17 protein-coding genes are annotated in these 22,135 nt (G+C 55.3%); 4 read left to right on the forward strand and 13 right to left on the reverse strand.

What is annotated here, in order from left to right; genetic code table 11:
• The first annotated feature begins 22 nt into the window (after window positions 1-22).
• The 3 genes from AWR27_RS11290 to AWR27_RS11300 are packed head-to-tail and all read left to right on the forward strand — an operon-like array spanning window position 23 to window position 2,975.
• Window positions 23-1,246 carry a PLP-dependent transferase gene (locus AWR27_RS11290; RefSeq protein WP_077131270.1) on the forward strand — a complete coding sequence of 408 codons (1,224 nt, stop codon included), beginning with the start codon at window positions 23-25 and terminating at the stop codon, window positions 1,244-1,246.
• 13 nt (window positions 1,247-1,259) lie between these two features.
• Window positions 1,260-2,501 carry an amidohydrolase/deacetylase family metallohydrolase gene (locus tag AWR27_RS11295; protein ID WP_077131271.1) on the forward strand — a complete coding sequence of 414 codons (1,242 nt, stop codon included), beginning with the start codon at window positions 1,260-1,262 and terminating at the stop codon, window positions 2,499-2,501.
• A gap of 15 nt (window positions 2,502-2,516) precedes the next feature.
• Complete coding sequence (locus tag AWR27_RS11300; RefSeq protein WP_077131272.1) at window positions 2,517-2,975, forward strand: RidA family protein; 459 nt, start codon at window positions 2,517-2,519, stop codon at window positions 2,973-2,975.
• Between the two features lie 108 nt (window positions 2,976-3,083).
• On the opposite strand, the gene AWR27_RS11305 is transcribed toward AWR27_RS11300, so the two are convergent.
• From AWR27_RS11305 to AWR27_RS11365, 13 genes are all read right to left on the reverse strand, one after another.
• Window positions 3,084-4,346, reverse strand: a complete 1,263-nt coding sequence (locus AWR27_RS11305) for an MFS transporter (protein ID WP_083732817.1) — start codon at window positions 4,344-4,346, stop codon at window positions 3,084-3,086.
• An 84-nt stretch (window positions 4,347-4,430) separates the two neighbouring features.
• A complete protein-coding gene (locus AWR27_RS11310) occupies window positions 4,431-5,081 on the reverse strand; it encodes a bifunctional 4-hydroxy-2-oxoglutarate aldolase/2-dehydro-3-deoxy-phosphogluconate aldolase (protein ID WP_077131274.1) in 651 nt (216 codons plus the stop codon).
• Complete coding sequence (locus tag AWR27_RS11315; protein ID WP_077133933.1) at window positions 5,081-6,085, reverse strand: 2-dehydro-3-deoxygalactonokinase; 1,005 nt, start codon at window positions 6,083-6,085, stop codon at window positions 5,081-5,083. Before AWR27_RS11315 ends, AWR27_RS11310 begins: the two co-directional genes overlap by 1 nt.
• Window positions 6,086-6,113: 28 nt before the next feature.
• Window positions 6,114-8,339 (reverse strand): outer membrane protein assembly factor BamB family protein, encoded by a 2,226-nt coding sequence (locus AWR27_RS11320; RefSeq protein ID WP_077131275.1) that lies wholly within the window; start codon window positions 8,337-8,339, stop codon window positions 6,114-6,116.
• Between the two features lie 38 nt (window positions 8,340-8,377).
• Window positions 8,378-9,331: a hypothetical protein gene (locus tag AWR27_RS11325; RefSeq protein ID WP_077131276.1), complete on the reverse strand. Its 954-nt coding sequence runs from the start codon at window positions 9,329-9,331 to the stop codon at window positions 8,378-8,380.
• A 124-nt stretch (window positions 9,332-9,455) separates the two neighbouring features.
• Window positions 9,456-10,685, reverse strand: coding sequence for a galactonate dehydratase (dgoD, locus tag AWR27_RS11330; RefSeq protein ID WP_077131277.1), 1,230 nt, complete (start codon window positions 10,683-10,685; stop codon window positions 9,456-9,458).
• Window positions 10,686-10,849: 164 nt separating this feature from the next.
• Window positions 10,850-12,193, reverse strand: coding sequence for an enolase C-terminal domain-like protein (locus tag AWR27_RS11335; RefSeq protein ID WP_077131278.1), 1,344 nt, complete (start codon window positions 12,191-12,193; stop codon window positions 10,850-10,852).
• Between the two features lie 192 nt (window positions 12,194-12,385).
• Window positions 12,386-13,924: a SusD/RagB family nutrient-binding outer membrane lipoprotein gene (locus AWR27_RS11340; RefSeq protein WP_077131279.1), complete on the reverse strand. Its 1,539-nt coding sequence runs from the start codon at window positions 13,922-13,924 to the stop codon at window positions 12,386-12,388.
• Window positions 13,925-14,032: 108 nt separating this feature from the next.
• Window positions 14,033-17,164 (reverse strand): SusC/RagA family TonB-linked outer membrane protein, encoded by a 3,132-nt coding sequence (locus tag AWR27_RS11345; RefSeq protein ID WP_077131280.1) that lies wholly within the window; start codon window positions 17,162-17,164, stop codon window positions 14,033-14,035.
• Window positions 17,165-17,186: 22 nt separating this feature from the next.
• Window positions 17,187-18,440 carry a mandelate racemase/muconate lactonizing enzyme family protein gene (locus tag AWR27_RS11350; protein WP_077131281.1) on the reverse strand — a complete coding sequence of 418 codons (1,254 nt, stop codon included), beginning with the start codon at window positions 18,438-18,440 and terminating at the stop codon, window positions 17,187-17,189.
• Window positions 18,441-18,505: 65 nt separating this feature from the next.
• Window positions 18,506-19,537, reverse strand: coding sequence for a LacI family DNA-binding transcriptional regulator (locus AWR27_RS11355; RefSeq protein ID WP_077131282.1), 1,032 nt, complete (start codon window positions 19,535-19,537; stop codon window positions 18,506-18,508).
• Window positions 19,538-19,750: 213 nt separating this feature from the next.
• Window positions 19,751-20,203: a YybH family protein gene (locus AWR27_RS11360; RefSeq protein WP_077131283.1), complete on the reverse strand. Its 453-nt coding sequence runs from the start codon at window positions 20,201-20,203 to the stop codon at window positions 19,751-19,753.
• Window positions 20,204-20,230: 27 nt separating this feature from the next.
• The gene (locus AWR27_RS11365) at window positions 20,231-20,800 is read right to left on the reverse strand and encodes a hypothetical protein (RefSeq protein ID WP_077131284.1); all 570 of its coding nucleotides are present in this window, start codon (window positions 20,798-20,800) and stop codon (window positions 20,231-20,233) included.
• 215 nt (window positions 20,801-21,015) lie between these two features.
• Here AWR27_RS11365 and AWR27_RS11370 point away from each other — a divergent pair, with 215 nt between their 5' ends.
• Window positions 21,016-22,116, forward strand: a complete 1,101-nt coding sequence (locus tag AWR27_RS11370) for a Nif3-like dinuclear metal center hexameric protein (RefSeq protein ID WP_077131285.1) — start codon at window positions 21,016-21,018, stop codon at window positions 22,114-22,116.
• Window positions 22,117-22,135: the final 19 nt, after the last annotated feature.

A 22,135-nucleotide genomic window follows, 5' to 3' on the forward strand; every position in this document is an offset into this window, starting at 1 on the left:
ACCCCCAACATTTATTTCTGATATGCTTAGCCGACGTAAAATACTCAAACAGTTATCAACGCTGCCCGTGATGGGTGGCCTGTTCGGCAGCGCGGCCCCGCTGACAACTGCATTAGCCGCGCCCACAGCCGCCCCCCGCAACCTCGTCAAGGAATTGGGAATCCGCACGTTTATCAACGCGGCAGGCACCTACACCGCCATGACCGGCTCGCTCATGGACGACGACGTAGTGAATACTATTCTGGCCTCCTCGAAAGAGTTCATGATGCTCGATGACGTGCAAACCAAAGTGGGCGAAAAAATTGCCGCGCTCACTCATGCCGAATCGGCGGTGGTCACGGCGGGCTGCTTCTCGGCCATGACGCTCGGCCTGGCGGGTGTGCTGACGGGGATGGATCAGAAAAAAGTGGAGCTACTACCGCACCTGGAAGGCTCCGGCATGAAGTCGGAAGTGATTGCGCAGAAAGGGCATAGCGTTGGTTACTCGCACGCGCTGACCAATACGGGCTGTAAAATCGTGCAGGTCGAAACCATCGAGGACGTGGAGCGGGCCATCAACGAAAAAACGGCCATGCTGTGGTTTCTCAACATCCAGGCCGACAAGGGCAAAATCATGCACGAGCAGTGGGTGGCGTTGGGAAAAAAACATAAAATTCCGACCATGATCGACATTGCTGCCGACGTACCGCCGGTCGAAAATCTCTGGAAATTCAACGATATGGGCTTCGATCTGGTGTGCGTATCGGGTGGGAAGGCCATGCGCGGGCCGCAGAGTGCGGGGTTGCTGATGGGCAAAAAAGACCTGATTGCAGCCGCCCGGCTCAGTATGCCCCCGCGTGGCTCCACCATCGGGCGCGGCATGAAGGTGAACAAAGAAGAGGTGCTGGGCATGTACGTAGCCGTTGAAAAATTCATCGCCCGCGACCAAGACAAAGACTGGAAAATGCTTGAGGAACGAGCCGCCACCATTGCCAATGCCGCCCGGAGCGTGAAGGGCGTAACGGTCGAAACCTTCGCGCCCGAACTTGGCAACCATACGCCCACCCTGCGCATCGGCTGGGACCCGGCGCGGGTGAACCTCACGGCCAAAGCCTTGCAGGAAGGGCTTCGCAACGGCAACCCATCCATCGAAATTGTGGTGAACGATACCAACGGCATCAACATGACCGCGTGGATGCTCAAACCCGGCGAAGACAAAATTGTAGCAACCCGTCTCAAAGAAGAACTCACCAAAGCATCGGTCTGACACCTCACCCCGTATGAAAAACGCATACCTCCTTTTCTTCTGCCTGTTTACCAGTTCCGTACTGGCGCAACCGTATACGCTGCTCATCAAGGGCGGACGACTTATCGACCCAAAAAATAACATCGATGCGCTCATGGACATTGCCATCGCTGATGGCAAAATAGCGCGGGTGGCAAAAGACATCGACGCCAAAGACGCCAAACAGGTGGTCGATGCCAAAGGCATGTACGTTACGCCCGGCCTGATCGACATTCACGGACACGTATTTTATGGCACAGCCGCCAACCATTACCTGAGCAACGGCCTGTCGGCGGTGTCGCCGGATGGGTTCACGTTTCGGGTAGGCGTTACCACCATTGTCGATGCGGGGGGTGCGGGCTGGAAATCGTTTCCAATGTTTAAAGAAAACGTGATTCTTACGGCAAAAACGCGGGTATTGTCGCTGATGAACATCGTCGGCGAAGGGATGCGCGGGGGCGTGTTCGAGCAGGATACCGCCGACATGGATGCTAAGATGGCGGCCAAAGTCGCGCTCGAAAACAAGAACGACGTGGTGGGTTTCAAGGTTGCCCATTTTCAGGGACCGAACTGGAAACCCGTTGACCGGGCCGTGGAAGCGGGTACGCTGGCGAATATTCCGGTGATGGTCGATTTTGGCGGTAGTAATCCGCCCCTGCCGCTCGAAGACCTGTTTTTGAAACACCTGCGCCCCGGCGACATTTACACCCATGCCTACACGCTGCTGCCCGGCAACGTGCGCGAAACCATTGTAGACGAAGAAACCGGCACCGTGAAGCCGTTTGTGTGGGAAGCCCGCAAACGCGGCATTGTGTTCGACGTGGGGTATGGCGGGGCCAGTTTCAACTTTTCGCAAGCCATTCCAGCCATCAAAAGCAAGTTTTACCCCACCACCATCAGCACCGACCTGCATACGGGCAGTATGAACGGCTCGATGAAAGACATCCTGAGCATTATGTCGAAATTCGTAGTAATGGGGCAGGACGTGCCGGGTGTGATCCGGGCCAGTACGTGGACGCCCGCGCAGGTAATCAAACGCGAAAACCTGGGCCATCTGTCGGTGGGAGCCATTGCCGACGTAGCCATTTTGAGTATGCGGGAGGGCAATTTCGGCTTCTACGACAAAACCGGCTACAAGGTAAAAGGGAAGCAGAAATTTGAATGCGAAATGACCATCAAAGGCGGCAAAATCGTTTACGACCTCAACGGAATCGTTAGCCCAATGGGTAATAATTAAATCAAACCAATTTTCATGAAAACAGAACGTCGTTCGCTGCTCAAACGCCTTTTCTCGTCCGTGGCCGGTGTTGTTGGCCTCGGAGCCACCGCCAGCGTCATGGCCGAGCCAGCCGCCCGCAAAGAAGTCTTCAACGTTGAAACCCTCGATGACGTACCGCTGTTCTCCGGCTCTACCAAAATGGGCAACTTCGTGTTCGTGGCTGGCAAAGGCTACCACAAAGAAGGCGACATTCGGGTACATACCGACGAAGTGCTGAAAGAACTCGAAAAAGAACTGATCAAAGCCGGTTCGTCGATGGAAAAAGTGCTGAAAGTAAACGTGTATCTGCACGACCTGAACGATTATAAGGCCATGAACGAAGTCTACAAAGGTCGATTCGGCAGCAAACCGCCCGTTCGCACCACCGTGGCCGTCTACGGCGGTGTACCCGGCAGTTCGCTCGTGGAGATGGATTGTATCGCCTACGTTTGAGAGGTTGAATGATGGAGTGATTGAATGGTTGAGTGATTGAATGATTGAATGAGGGCCATTACCTCAGCCAACCCATTCAATCATTCAATCACTCAACCATTCAATAATTCAGCGCGTCAGTCGGTGGATAATTGCCCATGCGACCAGGTATGTGCAGCCGCAGATGGTGAACAGTACGTTGTAGCCGCCCGACAGGTTGTCGGCGGCTTTGTAGCTGTCTAACAAACTGCCTACCAGCATCGGAAACAGGATGCCGCCCACGGCTCCGGCCATGCCGCCAATGCCCACCGCCGAACTGACGATCTCTTTCGGGAACAGATCGGACCCCAGCGTAAAGACGTTGGTAGCCCATGCCTGATGCACTGCTACGGCCAAACTCAGCAGTCCCACCGCTACCCAGACGTTGGTGGCAAACTGCAACAAAATCACCGATAATTCGAGAACGGCAAATACGAGCAGAGCGGTTTTGCGGGCTTTCAGCGTAGGCCAGCCGCGCTTGATGAGCCGCGATGAAAAGTAGCCGCCCGCAATGCTGCCAACGGTGGTGGCGGTGTAAATAATCATCAGTTCCCAACTCGGTTTTTTCAGGTCGAGGGCGAACATGGCCGAGAAATACGACGGGAGCCAGAACAGAAAAAACCAGTAAATAGGGTCGATCAGGCCCTTGCCCACAATCAGCACCCACGTTTGCCGGGAAGCAAACAACTGCGTCCAGCGCACCGACGGCGTAGCGGTGTCGTCGGCTCCCTCCTGCCCGGCCAGAATGTACTCGCGTTCGGTGGCCGACAATCGCCGTTGCCGAATCGGCGTATCATAGAAAATCAGCCAGGCAATCAGCCAGACAAAGCCTAATGCGCCCGTAATCCAGAACACTTCTGGCCAGCCGTATGAGCGCAGCAGCAGCGGCACCAGCAATACCGCCACCACCACGCCGATGCTGGTGCCAGCGTTGAAGAGGCCCGTTGCCAGGCCGCGTTCTTTTTTAGGAAACCACTCGGCCACGGTTTTCATGGCTGCCGGGTAGTTGCCCGCTTCGCCCAGCCCCAGCCCCACCCGCGCCAGGCCAAAGCCAAACGCTGAACGAGCCAGCGCGTGGGCCATACCCGCCAGGCTCCAGATTACAATCGTAACGGCGTAGCCAACCTTTGTTCCTACCCGGTCGATAAACCAGCCCGACACCAGCAGGCCCACAGCATAGGCCGCCGTAAATGCCATCACGATACGGGCGAAGTCGGTCTCCGACCAGTTAAATTCTTTTTCCAGAATTGGCTTCAGGAATCCGATAACCTGCCGGTCGAGGTAATTGATAGTGGTGGCAATGAAAACCAGAAAGATAATAAACCAGCGGTAATGAGTGGTTGGCTTCACGATGTTGTGGGTTATGAGCGAATAGAGTTGTTACACAGAGATTCACAGAGTGGATAGAGATACACAGAGGTCTCTGTGAGGCTCTTCTCACTCCGTGAATCTCTGTGTAACAACCTGACAAACAGCACTAAAATGCATCCGCAGCCCGGCCCAGTCCTTTGCCCGAATCAGCGTTTTGTCGAACAACTGACTGCCCATTCCCACACCATCGGCCCCGGCCTGCATGAATGCCGCTACGTTGTCGAGACCGATACCGCCCGTGGGAAGTAGTTTGACATCATCGAGGGGTGCCTTTACATCGCGAATATAGGTGGGGCCGAGAACGCCCGCCGGATAAACTTTTACCATCGTGGCTCCCAGCGTCCAGGCCCGTTGTATTTCGGTTGGGGTAAACGCGCCCGGAAAGATTGGAACTCCCCGATCAAAGCACTGACGAATGACGGCCTCGTCTACGGTTGGCGTAACAATGAACTGCGCTCCGGCAGTTAGCGCACTGTCTAAGTCGGCCAGCGTTCTGACAGTGCCCGCGCCAATGTTCAACCGCCCGGCATATTCGGCCAGCGCGTCATGAATCAGCTCATCCGCACCGGGGGTATTCATGGTGATTTCGAGAGTAGTCAGACCGCTTTCGACATAAACAGGCAGAATAGCCGCAACCTCGTCGGGGCGGAGGTGCCGAATAATGCCAACAATGGGGGCGCGGGCGAATAAGTCTGAAGAAAACGTAGTGAGTGGCATCAAATGGGTTGTTTTTCGCGCTTTTGCTGATAAACCTGTAATTGTCCCGCCGGAGCAGCGCGGTCAATCAAGTCGGGCGGTACGAGCGTAGTACGGTGCGTGAGCTTAAGTTCATCGATTGCCAGCGTATAGACCGTTGCCAAATTCGGGCTACTGCACAGCCTGATAGGCCAGTCGGTTTTTTGCAGCAGATGGCCCAATTCCGACCCAATCAGCAAACCGCTCAGATACAGCGCGTTTTGCCGTTTGGTCAGTCGGTCGAACAGGTCATTGGTGCGAACCGTAAACAGAGCCGCCAGCATAGGTTTTGTTATTGATTGCCGGACACCCTGCCGGAAAGCGGCTTCGTCGGCTTCCGACAAACTCGTCAGGTCGGCGGTCTCGACCGAATCGGCCAGAATACTGTGTTTTGCCATTAGCCCGAACAGTTCGCCGGTCATAAACGTCTCGAAATGAGTTAGCTGCTCGTTTTCGACGAACAAATGTTTGGCATGTGTACCCGGAAAAATAAATACCGATTTGTCTGGTTGAGCAGCCCAGCTCAGCAGCGACACCGCGCCGATAAGTTGGGTTTCTTCGCCCCGCATCACGTCGTTCGAGCTGGCAACGCCCGAAATCAACCCCAATTCGTGCGGAAAATCGGATTGCGATTCAAAGAACCGGATGCTGGCCTGACTGCCATCGAGGGCGAACGGCAAACCGGCATACGGCACCTCGGTCATACCAATCGACGACGACGCCATGCCTGAGATCAGAACGGGCGTACCGGCCAAACTATGCTGTACCTGCACCGCCAACTGGCCGATGTATGTTTTCAGCCGATGCCGGAAAAAATCTTCCTGCGACACCCGCTTCGGGCGACCGTCTGTTTTCCAGTCGCTAAACGTTCGGGCAATACCCGACTGGGTACGTAGTTCACCTACGCATCGCTGGTCTTCAACGGTCATTAACCGCAGCCGAAAGGCCGTAGTACCCCAATCGCAACATAGTAAAGTAGTTGTCATCAGCGTATTGGTTACGGGTTTACCTAAATCAATCCGGCAAAGCAAAAGCCAGGTACGAACCACCCGGTTTCAGGTTCTGGCGGGTTCCTCCAGCGGCCAGTACAATGTATTGCCGGTTGCCGAGTCGGTACGTTATAGGCGTCGCAAAACCACCAGCGGGTAGTTTATATTCCCACACAACCTTCCCGGTTCGCCGGTCGAACGCCCGCAATTTTTCGTCGTAGGTGGCGGCAATGAACACCAGCCCACCTGCCGTTACGAGCGGCCCGCCGTGGTTTTCGGTGCCAGTGGGCGGAACGCCCTGCTTTGTTAGTTCAGGGTATTCGCCCAGCGGCACCTGCCAGACGTATTCGCCCGTGTTGAGGTCAATGGCATTGAGCGTTCCCCAGGGTGGTTTGATAGCCGGGTAGCCATCGGGATCGCGAAACTGGGTGTAGCCGTTGTTCAGGTATGGCGGCAGGTACGGGAAGTCGTTAGCAGCCGTTGCCGGAGCCACCTCTGCCGACTGGTGTATGTCGTTCGATGCCGTTGCCGGAGCCGCACCGGGTAGTTTGAGCAGAAAATCGACAAGGGCATCCCGGTCTTTCTGTGCGAGGTGCTGAAACGAAGGCATTCGGCCCCGGCCATTTGCCAGTAATTGCTGAATCTGACTGGCATTCAGCCGTTTGCCCACGTTGCTCAGGTCAGGATATGCCTGTGTTGCTTTCGATTCCTTAGCCTGGCGACCGCTAATATCGTGACAGACCGAACAGTTGGTATTGAACAAATTCGCACCCCGCGTCTTAGCTATGCCGCTGGCCTGCATCCGGCTGTCGCGCATCTTCAGCCACCAGAGCATGTTGTTGCTGTTCACATAAAAAATACCATCGGGGTCGGCAGCCGTACCGCCCCATTCGGCACCGCCCCCAACGGCGTAAATCAGTGAACCTTCTTCGCTGGGAGGTGGGTGCGTACCGGCACGTCGGCTATTGCGAAACCGTTCTAAGGCATAGGCCCGCGCTTCGGGTGTCCGGTCAGTAAGAACCGCTTCGTTCAACTCCTGACGGGCAAAGGGCGCGGGTTTTGTCGGCACGGGCTGCGTGGGCCACGGCTGTTCGCCGGGCAGGGCGGGCGAAGTTGCCACGGGTATTTCCCGAACCGGAAACAGCGGCTTGCCCGTATCCCGATCAAACACAAACACGTAACCATCTTTCGTAGCCTGTGCTACGGCATCAATCCGGCGACCGTTGTGCGTGACGGTCAGCAGGTTTGGCGGGCAGGGCAAATCGCGGTCCCAGAGGTCGTGATGCACGGTCTGAAAATGCCACAATCGCTTTCCCATTTGGGCGTCTAAGGCCAGTACGCAGTTGGCAAACAGGTTCTGCCCCTTGCGTGCTCCGCCGTAAAAATCGACCGAGGGCGACCCCGTTCCGGCGTAGACTACGCCCCGTTTCTCATCGACTACCATGCCCGCCCAGCAGTTGGCTCCGCCCAGTTTCCGGTACGAATCCTTCGACCAGGTTTCGTAGCCGTATTCGCCGGGGAGCGGGATGGTGTGAAACGTCCAGACCAACCGGCCCGTGCGCACGTTGAACGCCCGAATGTAGCCCGGCAGCGCATCGCCCCCCTCTGACACGCTCGACCCCATAATCAGCAAATCGCGATAAATCACGCCCGGCGTCGTTGATCGAACGGCGTATTCAGCCACGTCATGGCCGATGGTCTCGCGCGACCCCAGCCCCTCGTGTAAATCAACAGTCCCGTTCTGTCCGAAACTGTCGATAAGTCGGCCCGTTTGCGCGTCGATGGCGTACAGCGACGAACCCACCGAGTACAGAACGCGCTTATCGGCTCCGTCTTCCCAATAAACTACCCCCCGAATCGGATGAAAACGGGGCGGCTTGGCGGGGTCGGCAAAGGGGTCAAATCGCCAGCGTTCGCGTCCTGTAGCGGCATCTACGGCGAAGAGTTTCAGCCGGGGCGTGGTGCCATACAAAACGCCCCCAACCATAATCGGCTGGCATTGAATCTCCAGGCCCGGCTCAGCGGGATTGCTGTTTTCGCCCGTGTCGAACGTCCAGGCCACGCGCAGTTTCGCCACGTTACCCGCGTTGATCTGCGTTAATGGCGAATACCGATTCCCGGCTGCGTTGCCGCCATACTTCGGCCAGTCGGCATCGCCCACCGGCTCGTCGTGCGGTAGATGACCGGGCAACTGCAAGCCCACAAGGCTGAGCAGAATAGCGATGAGGAGCAGAAAAATAGTCGATTTCATTGAGGAGTTTTTAGACACCCTTCAGGCGGGGGGTGATTTTACTTATACAATTCATACCGTATGGTCCAGCTAATCTCCTGCCCCGGTGCGGCCCGCAGTTTGATGTAGGGTTCTGGACATGACGTGGTTGAGCAGGCCCAGAACACGAGTTTTTCCATTGGCTGATCGGCAGTAGCCCGCACACCGGCCCCGGTTTTTCGGTTTTCGATACGAATGTCGTAGTCAGCCGCTGTTGGTCGAAATCCCTGTAAACCTGCGCTGTAGACAAATTCATCGTTTGCCAGTTCACGACTGTAAACTAATCGATTACCGTCGGCATTGATGATACTTCCAAACCCTTTACCTTCGGCTTTTACGGGAAATGGAAACCGGATTTCTATGCCCGGCCCCGTTGGTTGGTTGTCGATTACGAAGAAATTATGGTTATACACGCTCGTTTCAATGGGTTTCTGACCTGTGTTTTTAAGCCGGTGCGTCAATACCAGTTCAGGTTTGTTTTCGGATAAGCCAACGGTTTTCGTGTACTGATAGGCATAGCCCGTTGAGTCGGTCAGGTCGTGGCGGAACATGACGCGGTCTTTGTGCCTGTCAACGGTCCACCGACCCGGATCGGCAAGAGCATAATCCGTGGCAAACGAATACGCTTTTTCGTCGGGTTTACGCAGCACACCTACACCAATTTTCACGAACGTTTCACCGGGTTTGGCGTCGTCGTAACCCAATGGTGTAAACTCCTCAACCGGGCCGTTGATGGCGTCGTGTTTGCGCGGGTTGCTGGCATCGAACCACACATCGACAAACCGATGCCCGGCATAGTCGAGACTTTTGAACGCGCCCGACCAGTCGAAGCGAACGCCCCGGTAGTAGCCATTCTGCACGTCGGGCAGGTAAAGCGCAGCCGTTACGCGCCCGTTGGAAATGGTGGCCTGTGGCGGTTCGGTGGCGTAGTTCAGGTACAGCAGCAGCCCTGCCGAAAGAAGGTGTATTTTCATAATAAAGGGTTGTGAAACAGAAGGGTTATGACACAGAGATTCGCGGAGTAAAAGGAGATACCCTGAGACCTCCGTGAATCTCTTTTTTCTCTGTGAATCTCTGTGTCATAACTTTTTTCGTTCCTCACCAGTCTACTACCGAACCATCGAGGGCGTTGTAGGTTTCGGGGTTTTTCCAGTCGTGACCAATTTTATCTTTCATCTGATCGTCGTCGAGTTCGATGCCTAATCCCGGCTTTGTCGGAATCAGCACGGTGCCATCTTTTTGCAGTTTGAACGGATTTTTGAGGTAGCCTTCCCCGAGCGTCACCTGTTCCTGCACCAGAAAGTTGGGGACAGATGCCGCCAATTGCAAACCCGTTGCCAGCGAAATTGGCCCCATCGGATTGTGCGGGGCAATGGGCGCGTAATAGGCTTCGGCCATGCCCGCAATCAGCCGCCCCTCGGTGATGCCTCCGGCGTGGCACAAATCAGGTTGCAGAATACTGGCCGCACCTTTTTCGAGAATCTCCCGAAAGCCCCACTTGGTAAAAATCCGCTCACCGGTAGCAATGGGCAGGTGCGTACCCCGCGCAATGTCGGCCATCACGTCCACATTCTGTGCCTGGCAGGGTTCTTCCACGAACATGGGCTGATACGGCTCTAATTCTTTGATGAGCACCTTCGCCAACTGGGGCGAAATGGCTCCGTGGAAATCGATGGCGATGTCCATGTCTGGCCCACCGGCATCGCGCAGCGACGCAAAATTATCGATAGCGTATTTCACAAATCGCGGATTCTCGACAATGTTGGCCGGATTTTTCTTCGCCACGCCCGTTTTAATGACCGTGAAACCCTCCTGCACCCGCTTCTTCATGTCGTCGGCGTTGGCAGCCCGGCCATACACGCGCACCCGGTCGCGGGTGGGACCACCGAGCAGTTCATAAATCGGCACGTTGAGCAGTTTGCCTTTAATGTCCCACAAAGCCTGATCGATGCCGCTGAGCGCACTCGTCAGAATTGGCCCGCCCCGGTAGAAGGCGTGCCGGTAAATGGCCTGCCAGTGATGCACCACCCGACGCGGGTCTTTCCCGATCAGGTACGGTTCCACTTCTTTGATAGCCGTTTGAATGGTCAATGCCCGCCCCTCAAGCAGCGGTTCGCCCAAACCTACGATGCCTGCATCGGTATGAATTTTCAGAAAAATCCAGCGCGGTTTCACCAGAAACGTTTCGAGCCGGGTAATTTTCACGTTGCCATAATCGCGAAACGGTTCGGGCTTTTCGGCATACGACGTTTCGGGCAGAAAGAAGCTTGTACCGGCCAGACCGAGTACCGATTGAATGGCGTTGCGCCGGGAGAGATTTGTTTTCATGGATTTACCCCACCCCTGCCCCTCGCGCAACGGCGCACCGCCGTTAGGGAGGGGTAAGTAGCAGGATCAGTGGTTTTAGAGTTCACTCAGTAAGCTTTCAACCTGGGCTTAGGTCTTGTCATTTCACCCCTCCCTAACGGGGAGGGGCAGGGGGTGGGGTAAACTCAAGGTCTGATAATGGTACCATCGGCTTTCCGTACCTGCCAGTTCGACTTGGTGGTGATGGGGTATTTGGCCGCTTCTTTCTCATCGATGTCCACACCTAATCCCGGTACTTCGTTGACCGACATATAGCCGTTTTTCATAGTTGGGCAACCCGAAAAAACAGCTTTCATCTTGTCTGAAAAATTTACGGCCTCCTGAATACCGAAGTTCCAGACGGCCAGATCGATGTGCGCGTGGGCCGCGTGACCAACGGGCGAGACATCGCCGGGGCCGTGCCAGGCCGTTCGGACGTTGAACCACTCGCCCAACCGCGCCACTTTCATGGCGGGCGTGATGCCACCAATCTGCGATACGTGGCAACGGATGAAGTCGAACATACGGTTTACCATCGGCTCCTTGAATTCGTTGATGTTGTTGAACAACTCACCCATAGCAATCGGCACGGTGGTCGATTGCCGCAGTTGCCGGAACCATTCCATGTTTTCGGGCGAAAACGGGTCTTCGATAAAAAACGGGCGGTATTGCTCCACGGCCTTAATCATGTTGATGGCGTCCATCGGCTGCACCCGCTCGTGAATATCGTGCAACAGTTCAATTTCGTCGCCACAGCGTTTGCGCACCACCTCGAACATGGCGGGCACTGATTTCAGGTACACGCGCTCGTTCATGTACTGGTCGGTTTCCATGCCGAAGCCCGCTTCCTTGAAATCGGGTTTCTGATTCAGCGCACCCACTGCCCCGTAGCCGCCCTGCTGAATACGAATGTACTTGAAGCCCAGCCCCATCAGCCGCTGTACGTCGTCGGCTACAGCTTCGGGCGTGGTGCCGCCTGCGTGACTGTAGCAGGGCACGGCAAACCGGGCTTTGCCACCCAGCAGTTTGTAAACGGGCATACCGGCGCGTTTTCCCTTAATGTCCCATAAGGCTTCGTCCAAACCGCTGAGTGCATTGTTCAGCACCGGACCGTTGCGCCAGTACGAACTGACATAAGCCGCCTGCCACATATCTTCGATATTATCGACGTCGCGACCCACGCAGAACTCGTTGAGGTAGGTGTTGATAGCCGTTACGACTGCCACGGCCCGTTGCGTGAAGGTAGCGCAGCCCAGCCCATAAAGCCCCGGCTCGGTGGTTTCAACTTTCACCACAATCAGGTTGGAGCCTTGCGGGGCGGTGGCGATGGCTTTCACGCTCTTCACGCGCACGGGGGCCATACCGTTGGCGTAGGCTGGTTTCGTCTGATTTTGCGCCTGCGCCGATACATCGGCAGTAAACAGTCCGCTCAGGCCGGTAGCTGCGCCGGTGCTGAGGAGTTTGAGGGTATTGCGTCGAGATTGATTCATATTAGTTATTCCCTCACCCCCGGCCCCTCTCCCGTTTTGGGAGAGGGGAGGGAGTAGATGGCATTGGCGTTTGTTTACGGTAATTGTTTGCTTGCCGTAGCAAGATAGCTGCACGATGCACCCCTCTCCCGTTTTGGGCGGTCCGCCGTTGCGGGAGGGGCCGGGGCCGGGCCGGCGTTCCGGTGAGGGACGCTACTTATCCCACCACACCCGCGTGTCCAGCGTATTCGGACCTTGTCGTTTGATGGCTTCGTTCAGGTTGCCGGAGTTAACCACGATTTCGCCATCGGGGTAGATGAGTCGACGGATGAAATCGCCCCGCACCTCGGAACCGGGATAGGGGTTCTTTTTGAGAGCCGGGAAACCGCTGCGCCGGAAATTGGCCCAGGCTTCGTTGCCATCCAAGAAGCTCGCCACCCAGTACTGCGTGTTAATCTGCTCCAGTGCCCGGCTGGCGGTGAACGCCTGACTATCGAGATACGCTTTGATACTGGCTTCGGGAATCGCCGAGGTCGGCCCATACTGCGCCATTTGCTCTAAATGCGCCCGAACACCCCGCGTGTAATAATCAGCCGCCGACCCCGACACCCAGCCGCGCACGGCAGCTTCGGCCAGCAACAGTTGCGTTTGGGCATACGTAATGTGAAAACCGGGCGAGTCGAGCCGCAGCACGGTGGTCAGGTTGGGCTGCGAGAAATCCCACAGGCTGGCTACGCCGTATTGCCCCAGCACCTGCGTGATGGTGACGTCGTTGAAACCCATCGGCATACCAATCTGCACGTTTGGGGCCGACGACGCCCGTGCGGCTGTTTGCTCCTGCCCGCCCCGCGCGCCAACGTGTCGCACCGCAAAAATGGGCAGGCGCGGGTCGTTGTTGGTTTTCAGGTAGTTCACAAAGGGTTCGGCAAGGTAGAAATTGGTACGCTCACGGGCGGCTAAGTGGTTGCCAACCTGATTGTTCCAGACCGCCGTATGGCGAATAATCGAGTTGTCGGCATTTGACTGAAACACCCCGCCTGCAACGGCCTTCGCTACGTAAGACTGCGCCGTAGCGGGATCAACTTTCGAGTGGCGCATGGCCGCCCGCAGCATGAACGAGTAGCCGAGTTTTTTCCAGTTCGTTACATTGCCCCCGTACAGAATGTCGGTTGTGATAGGAGCCTGCGCGATGGTAAGTGCGGCTGTGGCTTCTTCCAGTTCTTTCAGGATGTCTTTGTAGATAGCCTGCTGCGCGTCGTATTTGGGCGAAATGATTTCGTTGGTATAGCCCTGCCCAGCCTCGAAATACGGAATATCGCCGTAGGTATCGGTCAAAATCATGAAGACATACGCCTTCCAGATGCGGGCTGCGTTGTAGGTATTCACCTGCAACGGGTCGCTTTTGCTCTGGTCAATTACGGCCACCAACTGCTTCAGCACGTTGCGGTAGAAATTGTTCCAGACCACCGCCGTGTTGGCGTTGTTCACCTGGTCGTAGTTGGCCCCGGAGAGCGAACTACCGTAGGGCGTAATAATCTGCTGGACAATGCCGAAGTTGTAGGTCAGCATCCCCAGCGTCGAGAAACCATCGAGATAGGTCGTGGCAATAACGGCGCGGTTCAGCACCAACGGCGACGCCAGCGACGTAGGGTTTACCCGATTGACGTTCAGTTCGGTAAAGCCCTCATCGCAGCCGGTCAGCGAAGCCAGCAGGAGCGACAGGGCGAGGGTGTATTTGAGTAGCGTTTTCATTTGCTTTAGTGTTTTACCCCACCCCAACCCCTCCCCAGAAGGGAGGGGCTAAAAAAGCTTACGCAAGTAAGCCCCTCCCTTCTGGGGAGGGGTTGGGGTGGGGTTATTTCAAAACCGGGCATTCAGATTAAAGCCAACACTCCGCACGGGTGGCAGGCCGGGCCAGAAATCCAGCCCAACGGCGTTGTCCGACGATACCAGCACCTCTTCAGGGTCCATGTTCTCGGTCCACTTTTTGATGACCAGCACGTTGTTCGCCACGGCGTTCAGCCGAAGACCTTTGATAAAGAAGCGTTCGGGTAGCAGCTTCGTAAAATCATAGCCGAGCGAAATTTGCCGCAGCTTCCAGAATCCGGCGTTGTTTACGAAATCTTCGTTGATACCCAGCGGGTTAATCGATTCGTAGAACGGTTGCACCGCCACCTGCGTTTTGTTTACCTCGCCGTTGGGGTTCACGCCGTTGCCGATTACGTAGCCCACGTCGCGGCCCGGCAGCGTCCGTTTCGACAGCCCGTGCCGCACGTAGTTGATGTTGCGGCCCGCAATCATTTTGTGCCCCAGTTTGAAGTCGATGAGCGTAGACAGCGTGATACCTTTGAAGCTGAACGTATTGGTAATACCACCGAAATAGAGCGGCAATGCGCTGCCTACGTTTTGCAATACGTTATTGCGGATTGGCAACCCGCTGTTCCGGTCAAATACCTGCCGCCCCTGCGCATCGCGCAGGTACGTAAACGTATACAGTTGCCCAATCGGCTTGCCGACTACCTGATTCAGCACCCGGCCACCTCCCCCGCTCACGGTAATAACAGTATCGTTGGGCGACAGACCCAGCCGCAGTACTTTCGAGGTGTTATAAGCCACATTGGCACTTACGTTCCACTGAAACGAACGCGTATTGACGGGCGAAAACGTCAGCAGCATCTCAATTCCCTGGTTCATACTCCGCCCCACGTTAATGAGCTTGCTGGTATACGACGACGCATCGGAGATTTGAGCTGCCAGAATCTGGTCGTCGGTCAGTTTGTAGTAGTAGGTGAAGTCGAAGCCGACTTTATTCTGGAACAGCTTCAGTTCCAGCCCCACTTCCGATTCCTGAATCCTGAGCGGGCGCAGGTTTCGGTTGGGCACCTGACCGGTGTTGATCCCGCCCACCGGCACCAACTGCCCCGACGGGTTTGGAAACTGGTTGTTATCGACTGAGAAATACAGCGCGTTCGAGTACGGGTCAACATTGTCGGAACCTACCTGTGCGTAGGTAGCCCGCAGTTTACCGAAACTCAGCCAGGTCGGCAGGTTATCGAACGCTTGCGAGAATACAAAGCTGGTTCCGACCGATGGATACAAAATGCTGCGATTATCGGGGGCGAGCGTTGAAAACCAGTCGTTGCGGGCCGTGGCGTTGAAAAACAGAAACTCTTTGTACGACAGCGTAGCGGCCCCGAACAGCGAATTGATTTTTTTCTCGGCCAGTGCGTAGAGGGGGTCTTTGATGCGGCCATTCATGACCGTGTACAGGCCCGGCTGCACAAAATCCTGCACCGTCACGCTGTTGTAGTCATTGCGGGCGTAGCGGGCATTGCCGCCCAGCGTCAGGTCGACGCCGATGCTGCCGAAGGTTTTGTTAGCCCCGATAATCAGGTCGAGGTTACGCTCGATGTTCTGCCGCACGTCCTGCGTGTACGACCCGTTTACGAAACCCGTCGGGGCGCGGGGAATGGGCGCATAGCCGTTCGGAATATTGTAATCCTGATTACGGATATACGAGTCCTGTGCCAGTCGGCCCTGCACGTAGAGCCAGGGCGTAAACTGATATTTCAGTGCCAGATTGCCAAAAATCCGGTCGCGCTTCACGTTCTCGAACTTGTTGTTCATCGAGTAATACGGGTTGTTGCGTACCAGAAACCGCGAAAACACAAACTCGTCGCCGTTGGGCAGAGTCTGATTCTGTTGCAACGCTTCGAATGGCATCGAATTCGCCAGCGTAAAAATCACCGTCTGCACCGTCAGGTCCTGCGTGTTTAGCTGGGGCGGGTTCACATTGTCTTCTTTCGAGTAGTTGATGTTGCCCAGCGCGGTCAGTTTCGGGCTGATGTTCTGCGTGAAACCGAGGTTGATGACTTTCCGGTTGAAGGTGTTGTTGGGCATGATGCCCTTGCTGTCGGTGTTGCCAAACGACAGGCTGAAGCCGCCGTTCTGGCCGCTGTTCGACACCGTCACAGTGTTGGTAAAGTTGGTGCCAGTTCTGTAAAACTTGCGCACCCGGTTGCGCACCGGCTCGTAGGGCCAGGTCTCGTTGTCGAACAGAATCTGGGTCATGCCCGGCTGAAACTTCTCGCCAAAGCTCCACACACCCGACGTAGGGTTGGGCGTGGTAGGTCGTTTGCCGCCTTCGCCCTGCCCGTATTCGTACTGAAAATCAGTGAAATCAAGGGGCGTGTCAGCCGTGAAGTTGGTATTGTACGTAACGCCAAACCCTTTGCCCGAACCCCGGCTTTTGGTGGTAATCATCACCACACCGTCTTTGGCCCGCGAGCCATAGAGCGCGGCAGCAGTGGCCCCTTTCAGCACGGTCATCTCTTCGATGTCGTCGGGGTTGATGCTGCTCAGGCCATCGCCCCCATCCGAACTGTTCGACGCCCGTGTACCGAAATCGCCCCCCAGGGCAAAATTCGAGTTGTCGATGGGTACGCCATTGACCACAATGAGCGGGTTATTCTGCCCCGCAAACGACGACTGCCCCCGGATTCGGATTTTAGACGTACCAGCGGGGCCGCTACTCATCGGAATGATGTTCACGCCCGCCATTTTGCCTTGCAAGCCATTCATGAAATTGGGCGTGCGGTTCACCGAAATCTGATCAGAGTTGACCGTGGCGGTTGCGTAGCCGAGCGTCTTGGTTTCGCGCCGGATACCGAGGGCCGTTACCACTACTTCGTTCAGGCTTTGCGCGTCGCCAACCAATTCAATGTTGATGACGCTGCGGTTTTTCACATCGACGGTTTGGCTGACATAACCGATATACGACACCACCAGCGTGGCGTTGGGGCCAGCGTTAAGCGAAAAATTACCACTCGCATCCGACGTTGTTCCCTGCGACGTACCGCGCACCAGCACGTTCGCGCCCGGAATCGGCTCTCCGTTCGTGGCTGTAATCTTACCCGTTACCCGGTCGCCCTGCGCCAGAGCGATCTCCTGCCACAGCACAAGCAGCAGGAGTAAGCGTAGCATTCGTTTCATAGACTATTAGGATTTAGGAGTGTTACCAGTTATGAATCGACCCGTCGGGTGCCCGCAAAATTGGGTGCGGGTATTTGGTATTTTCTTTCACTTCCATAATGAACGTGGCCTTCTTCGGATCGAAGGTTACGCCCAGCCCCGGATTCGGGTTCAGGTAGAGCTTACCGTTTTTGAAATTCAGCAGGTCTTCGTTGAAGTAAGCCGGGCGTTCGGGTTCGCCCCCGGCCAGTTCCATCAGGCAGCGCACCGGACTGCTTGCGCCTAATACGTGTACCAAAGCCGCCACCGACAGCGGCCCCGTAAAGTGTGGAATCATGCCCACGTAATGCGTTTCGCAGATGGCCGCCAACTTCTGAAATTCGTGGATACCGCCCGTGTTGGGCAATGTAAACCGCGTATAATCAATCAGGTGGTCCTCAATGAGTTCGTTCGAGTCCCAGCGGTCGCCAAACTGCTCGCCCACGGCAATGGGTACTTTCAGCATAGGCCGCAGGGTGCGATAAATGCCCGGATTTTCGGACCGCACGATGTCTTCCACGAAATACGGTTCGAGTTCTTCGAGTGCCTGGCAGATTTTAATGGCCTCCTGCGTGTCGAAGCGCGTGTGCAGGTCGATAGCCCACTTGCCGCTCCCTCCCACGGCTTCGTTGACACGCCGACTGAGGTCAATAGTTTTCTTCGCGTTCTCATAGAAATCGAACGGAGTGTCACCGTTGCCGCCCGTTGGCCCGATGCGGTACGACCGGAAGCCCGCTTCGATGCAGTCGCGGGCGCGTTCTTCCTCGGTTTTGGCTTTTGAGGGCCGGTAGCCTGTGGCGTAACATTCCACATAATCGCGGGTAGCTCCGCCGAGCAATTCGTAGACGGGTACGCCAAGGGCTTTGCCTTTTAAGTCCCACAAAGCCATTTCGATGGCTCCGAGCGCGTGCAGTTTTTCGCGACCGGGCGGGTAGAACATGCCCCGGTAGAGGTACTGCCAAAGGTGTTCGATACGGAAGGGATTTTCACCGATAATCATTTGTGCGCATTGCTCGATTGTGTCTTTCGAGCCACCTTCACCAATGCCAATCAGCCCACCATCGGTCTCAACCTCCACAATGCCGCGTGCCTGATTAAACAGTGGTTTCGTATAACCCGGAGCGGCATAGTAGCGGATTTTAGTGATTTTTAGCTTTGGCGGCAAGGCATGACTACCAGCCGCCCGCGCCAACGGAACACCCGTCAGCGCAGTGGCAGAACCCAGCGCGAGCGATTGCAGAAAACGTCTTCGTTGCATAGAGTAATAGGCATAAGAGGGTAGTAAAAATGATTGCTTAAACGTTTAAGCAAATTGACAAAAAATTATTCTGGCTTCCTTTGCGACGATTCTCGTGCTATCAACTGCGCGTCAATCGTCACTTGTCGATGTGGGTTATCGGGTTGCTGTAATCGTTCCATGAGTACTTCTACGGCCCGTTTACCCAGTACATCAATCGGTTGTCGCATGAACGAAATCGGGCAGTAATACAGATCAAACACCTCGGCCTGCCCAAAACTGACCACGCCTACATCATCGGGTACGCGTACTTTTCGTTCGTTGAAATATTTCAATCCGTTCACAGCCAGGCCGTAGGTCGAGAAAATGATTGCGTCAATCGGCACCCTGCCCGACAACAGTTCATCGATAGCCGTGCGGATTTCGGTCGCCATATTATCAAACTGTACTTCTTTCAGCCAGTCGGCTTCGGCCACGATACCCCGGTCGCGCAGAGCGTCCTGATAGCCCCGAATCCGCTCTTTAACATGGAACATGACCGACCGATACGCTACAAACCCGATGCGCCGATAGCCGTTTTCCAGCAAATGAACGCCAGCTTCATACGACGCTTTAGCATTGTTCGTCACCACAAAATCGGTGTCAAAAGCCGGAAAGTGCCGGTCGAGTAACACAAATGGCATTCCAATGGTCTGCAAGTGCGTCACAATCCGCTCCGAATTTTCCGACGAAACGATGATAAACCCATCGACTTGCCGGTTAATAAGAACATTCATCAGGTCATAGGCTTTGTCGGCGTTTTCGTCTGAGCTACCTATGATTACCGTGTAGCCATTCCGGCGCGATTCATCTTCTACTTCTCGGGCTATGTTGGCAAAAAATGGGTTGGATATATCGGCAATAATTAAGCCAATGGTATATGTTCGGCCATCGCGCAGGCTCTTGGCAAGCAAATTGGGCTGATAGTTCAACTCCCTTGCGATGACCCTGATTCGTTGAGCGATCTCAGGCCCAACACGCCCTTCTTTCTCTTTGCCACTTAGTACATACGATACCAGCGCAATTGATACGCCAGCTTCTTTGGCAATATCACTAAGAGAAATTTTTTTGGGCTTCATACACGGCGGTTGCCAGCAAATATAATTGCTTAATCGGTTAAGCGCAATACCCACTATGAATTTTTTCTGAATATTTTATAAATAAATAAGAAGTAATCTCGGTATGTACCTCACTCCTAAAACCAGAAGAGGAGCCAAACCAGCCGGACCGCCGAACCGCCCTCTCCTGTTTTTGGGGAGGGCGGTTCGGCGGTCCGATTGGGGTGAGGTGTTTTAATTTCGTGCCCGAACAGGCAGTCCCTCTAACTGGGCATAACTGAGTTTCCAGTTGCCATCTGCACCTTTGCGCCAGAGCAGCATAAAATTACCTTCGCCAAAGCCACCCGGCTCCTGGGGCGATTCGGGTAGCACATCGACCGAGAAGGTGCCGCCCTCATAGGCCGTTTGCGCATCAACCGCCGAACTCACCACGTTGGTTTTCAGATCGCGGATGGTGGGTAACGTCTCGCGTACCCATTTCTGCGCCACTTCAGCCTTACCGGTAAAGTGCGTTTCGCCCTGCAAAAACTGCACGTCGTCGGCCAAATAATCAATAACTTTCGCGCTGTCTTTCGCATTCCAGGCGGCAATGAACTGCCGGTTCAGGTCGCTCACGTCGACTGAACTGGACGACGAGCAGGCCGATAAAAAGGCTACTGCCAGCCATCCGATAAGCATTCGTTTCATAGTGTGAAATTGGTATGGTTATGTCTATTACCAGCTCTTCCGGCGAAACTCAGAAGTCGGATACGCTGAGTTAGGATTGCCATAGCTGGGGTTGAGCAAGTAAGCTACCGCGTTATTGATGGGCATAGGGTCGGCGGTGTAGGCAGCGGCCATACCAGTAGCCGCTAATCCGGTAGCGGCAACAGCGGCTGCCGGAACGGCTCCTGCTGCCGCTACGCCCGTCTGACCCGGCGTTACCTTGCGGCCCGAAGCTTCCTGCCGGGCCAGTACGGCCTGTTCACGTGCTTCGGCAGCCTCCCGGCGAGCGGCTGCGGCTTCTCGTTCGGCGGCAGCAATGCGGGCGTTGGTTTTCCGGCGATTATCGACGCCTTTACCGATGGCATAGCCAGCAGCACCACCAGCGGCACCGCCAATCAAACCACCTACCACCCGGTTGCGTTTGTTGATAATGGCACCAGCCGCGCCCCCAACACCGACACCGATAGCGGTGCCTTTCGCCTGTGGACTCCACGGACGGCGGGTTTGGGCTTCAGTGGTTGTACTCAACACAAGGGCCGTCAATACAGCCAGGGCGGTCACTCTATGATTGCGTGTCATGATTCATCAAAGTTGGATAGTGGAACATCCTTTTTCCTAAGACATAGACGTAAAAGAAAAGTTTAACTGTCCAATCGGCTAACTTGTTTTTTGGTTAGTGGCAAAGTTGCTATGGTTTCTGTCGTAGTTTTATTTATGCGCTGTTTTCCTTGTTTCTTTGCGCGTAAAACAACTTTATCCTCAGTCGAACCACGACTAACTTTTGTAATCCCGCCATGACAACTATTCGTCAGCTAACCAGCTATCTTGAAGCCTTTGCCCCATTGGCCTATCAGGAATCATACGATAATGCCGGGCTGATTGTAGGCGACCCAAACGCCACCATCACGGGTGTTCTGGTCTCGCTCGACGCCACCGAAGCCGTTGTCGATGAAGCCATTGCGCGAGGCTGCAACCTCATCGTAGCCCACCACCCAATTGTGTTCAAAGGGCTGAAAAAGCTGAATGGTAAAAACTACGTGGAGCGCACGGTCATCAAAGCCATTAAACACGACGTCGCCATCTACGCCAGCCACACCAATTTAGACAACGTGACGGGGGGTGTTAGCTTTAAATTTGCCGAAACGCTCGGTCTGCAAAACGTCCGTATTCTGGCTCCCAAATCGCAGGTGTTGAGCAAGTTAGTAGCATTCGTCCCCGACGCCGATTTGCCTGCCGTACTAACTGCCATTTACGAAGCCGGAGCCGGTCGCATCGACACCTACGACCATTGTTCGTTCCGGGTGGGCGGTACTGGCACGTTCCGGCCCCTGACCGGCGCGACACCGGCGGTAGGCAGCGTGGGGCAAGACGAAACCGTGCAGGAGCAACGGCTCGAAGTGCTGCTGCCAGCGTACCTCGAACGCGCGGTAGTAGCGGCCATGCAGCGGGCGCATTCCTATGAAGTTCCGGCTTACGACCTCTACCCACTCAACAACGCCAATCAGACGGTTGGCTCCGGAGCCGTGGGCGATCTGCCCCAACCTATGAGTGGGCGCGAGTGGCTCAATTACCTGAAAACCAGCATGACACTAAACATAATCCGGCACACGGCCCTACCCGAACGCCCTATTCGGCGGGTGGCCGTTTGCGGAGGAGCCGGGAGCTTCCTGCTGCCCGACGCCATCGGGGCCGGGGCCGATGTGTTTGTGACCGCCGACTATAAATACCACGAGTTTTTCGACGCCGACGGGCGCATACTAATTTGCGACGTTGGGCATTATGAAAGCGAAGTCAGAACGAAAGAGTTGATTAGCCAGCATTTGGCAAAAAAATTCATTACTTTTGCGGTAATTTTATCGGATATTGACACCAACCCGGTGCAGTATTTCACATAGCACTTAATAACACTTCCGA

The sequence above is a fragment of the Spirosoma montaniterrae genome (genome assembly GCF_001988955.1).
Taxonomy (GTDB): domain Bacteria; phylum Bacteroidota; class Bacteroidia; order Cytophagales; family Spirosomataceae; genus Spirosoma; species Spirosoma montaniterrae.

Bases quoted from the DNA above. Each gene is read 5' to 3' on its own strand.
- AWR27_RS11315 (WP_077133933.1), bottom strand. From the start codon at position 6,085: ATGACAACTACTTTACTATGTTGCGATTGGGGTACTACGGCCTTTCGG.
- AWR27_RS11350 (WP_077131281.1), bottom strand. From the start codon at position 18,440: ATGCAACGAAGACGTTTTCTGCAATCGCTCGCGCTGGGTTCTGCCACT.
- AWR27_RS11365 (WP_077131284.1), bottom strand. From the start codon at position 20,800: ATGACACGCAATCATAGAGTGACCGCCCTGGCTGTATTGACGGCCCTT.
- AWR27_RS11290 (WP_077131270.1), top strand. From the start codon at position 23: ATGCTTAGCCGACGTAAAATACTCAAACAGTTATCAACGCTGCCCGTG.
- AWR27_RS11340 (WP_077131279.1), bottom strand. From the start codon at position 13,924: ATGAAAACGCTACTCAAATACACCCTCGCCCTGTCGCTCCTGCTGGCT.
- AWR27_RS11345 (WP_077131280.1), bottom strand. From the start codon at position 17,164: ATGAAACGAATGCTACGCTTACTCCTGCTGCTTGTGCTGTGGCAGGAG.
- AWR27_RS11320 (WP_077131275.1), bottom strand. From the start codon at position 8,339: ATGAAATCGACTATTTTTCTGCTCCTCATCGCTATTCTGCTCAGCCTT.
- AWR27_RS11300 (WP_077131272.1), top strand. From the start codon at position 2,517: ATGAAAACAGAACGTCGTTCGCTGCTCAAACGCCTTTTCTCGTCCGTG.
- AWR27_RS11295 (WP_077131271.1), top strand. From the start codon at position 1,260: ATGAAAAACGCATACCTCCTTTTCTTCTGCCTGTTTACCAGTTCCGTA.
- AWR27_RS11355 (WP_077131282.1), bottom strand. From the start codon at position 19,537: ATGAAGCCCAAAAAAATTTCTCTTAGTGATATTGCCAAAGAAGCTGGC.
- AWR27_RS11335 (WP_077131278.1), bottom strand. From the start codon at position 12,193: ATGAATCAATCTCGACGCAATACCCTCAAACTCCTCAGCACCGGCGCA.
- AWR27_RS11325 (WP_077131276.1), bottom strand. From the start codon at position 9,331: ATGAAAATACACCTTCTTTCGGCAGGGCTGCTGCTGTACCTGAACTAC.
- dgoD (WP_077131277.1), bottom strand. From the start codon at position 10,685: ATGAAAACAAATCTCTCCCGGCGCAACGCCATTCAATCGGTACTCGGT.
- AWR27_RS11360 (WP_077131283.1), bottom strand. From the start codon at position 20,203: ATGAAACGAATGCTTATCGGATGGCTGGCAGTAGCCTTTTTATCGGCC.
- AWR27_RS11310 (WP_077131274.1), bottom strand. From the start codon at position 5,081: ATGCCACTCACTACGTTTTCTTCAGACTTATTCGCCCGCGCCCCCATT.
- AWR27_RS11370 (WP_077131285.1), top strand. From the start codon at position 21,016: ATGACAACTATTCGTCAGCTAACCAGCTATCTTGAAGCCTTTGCCCCA.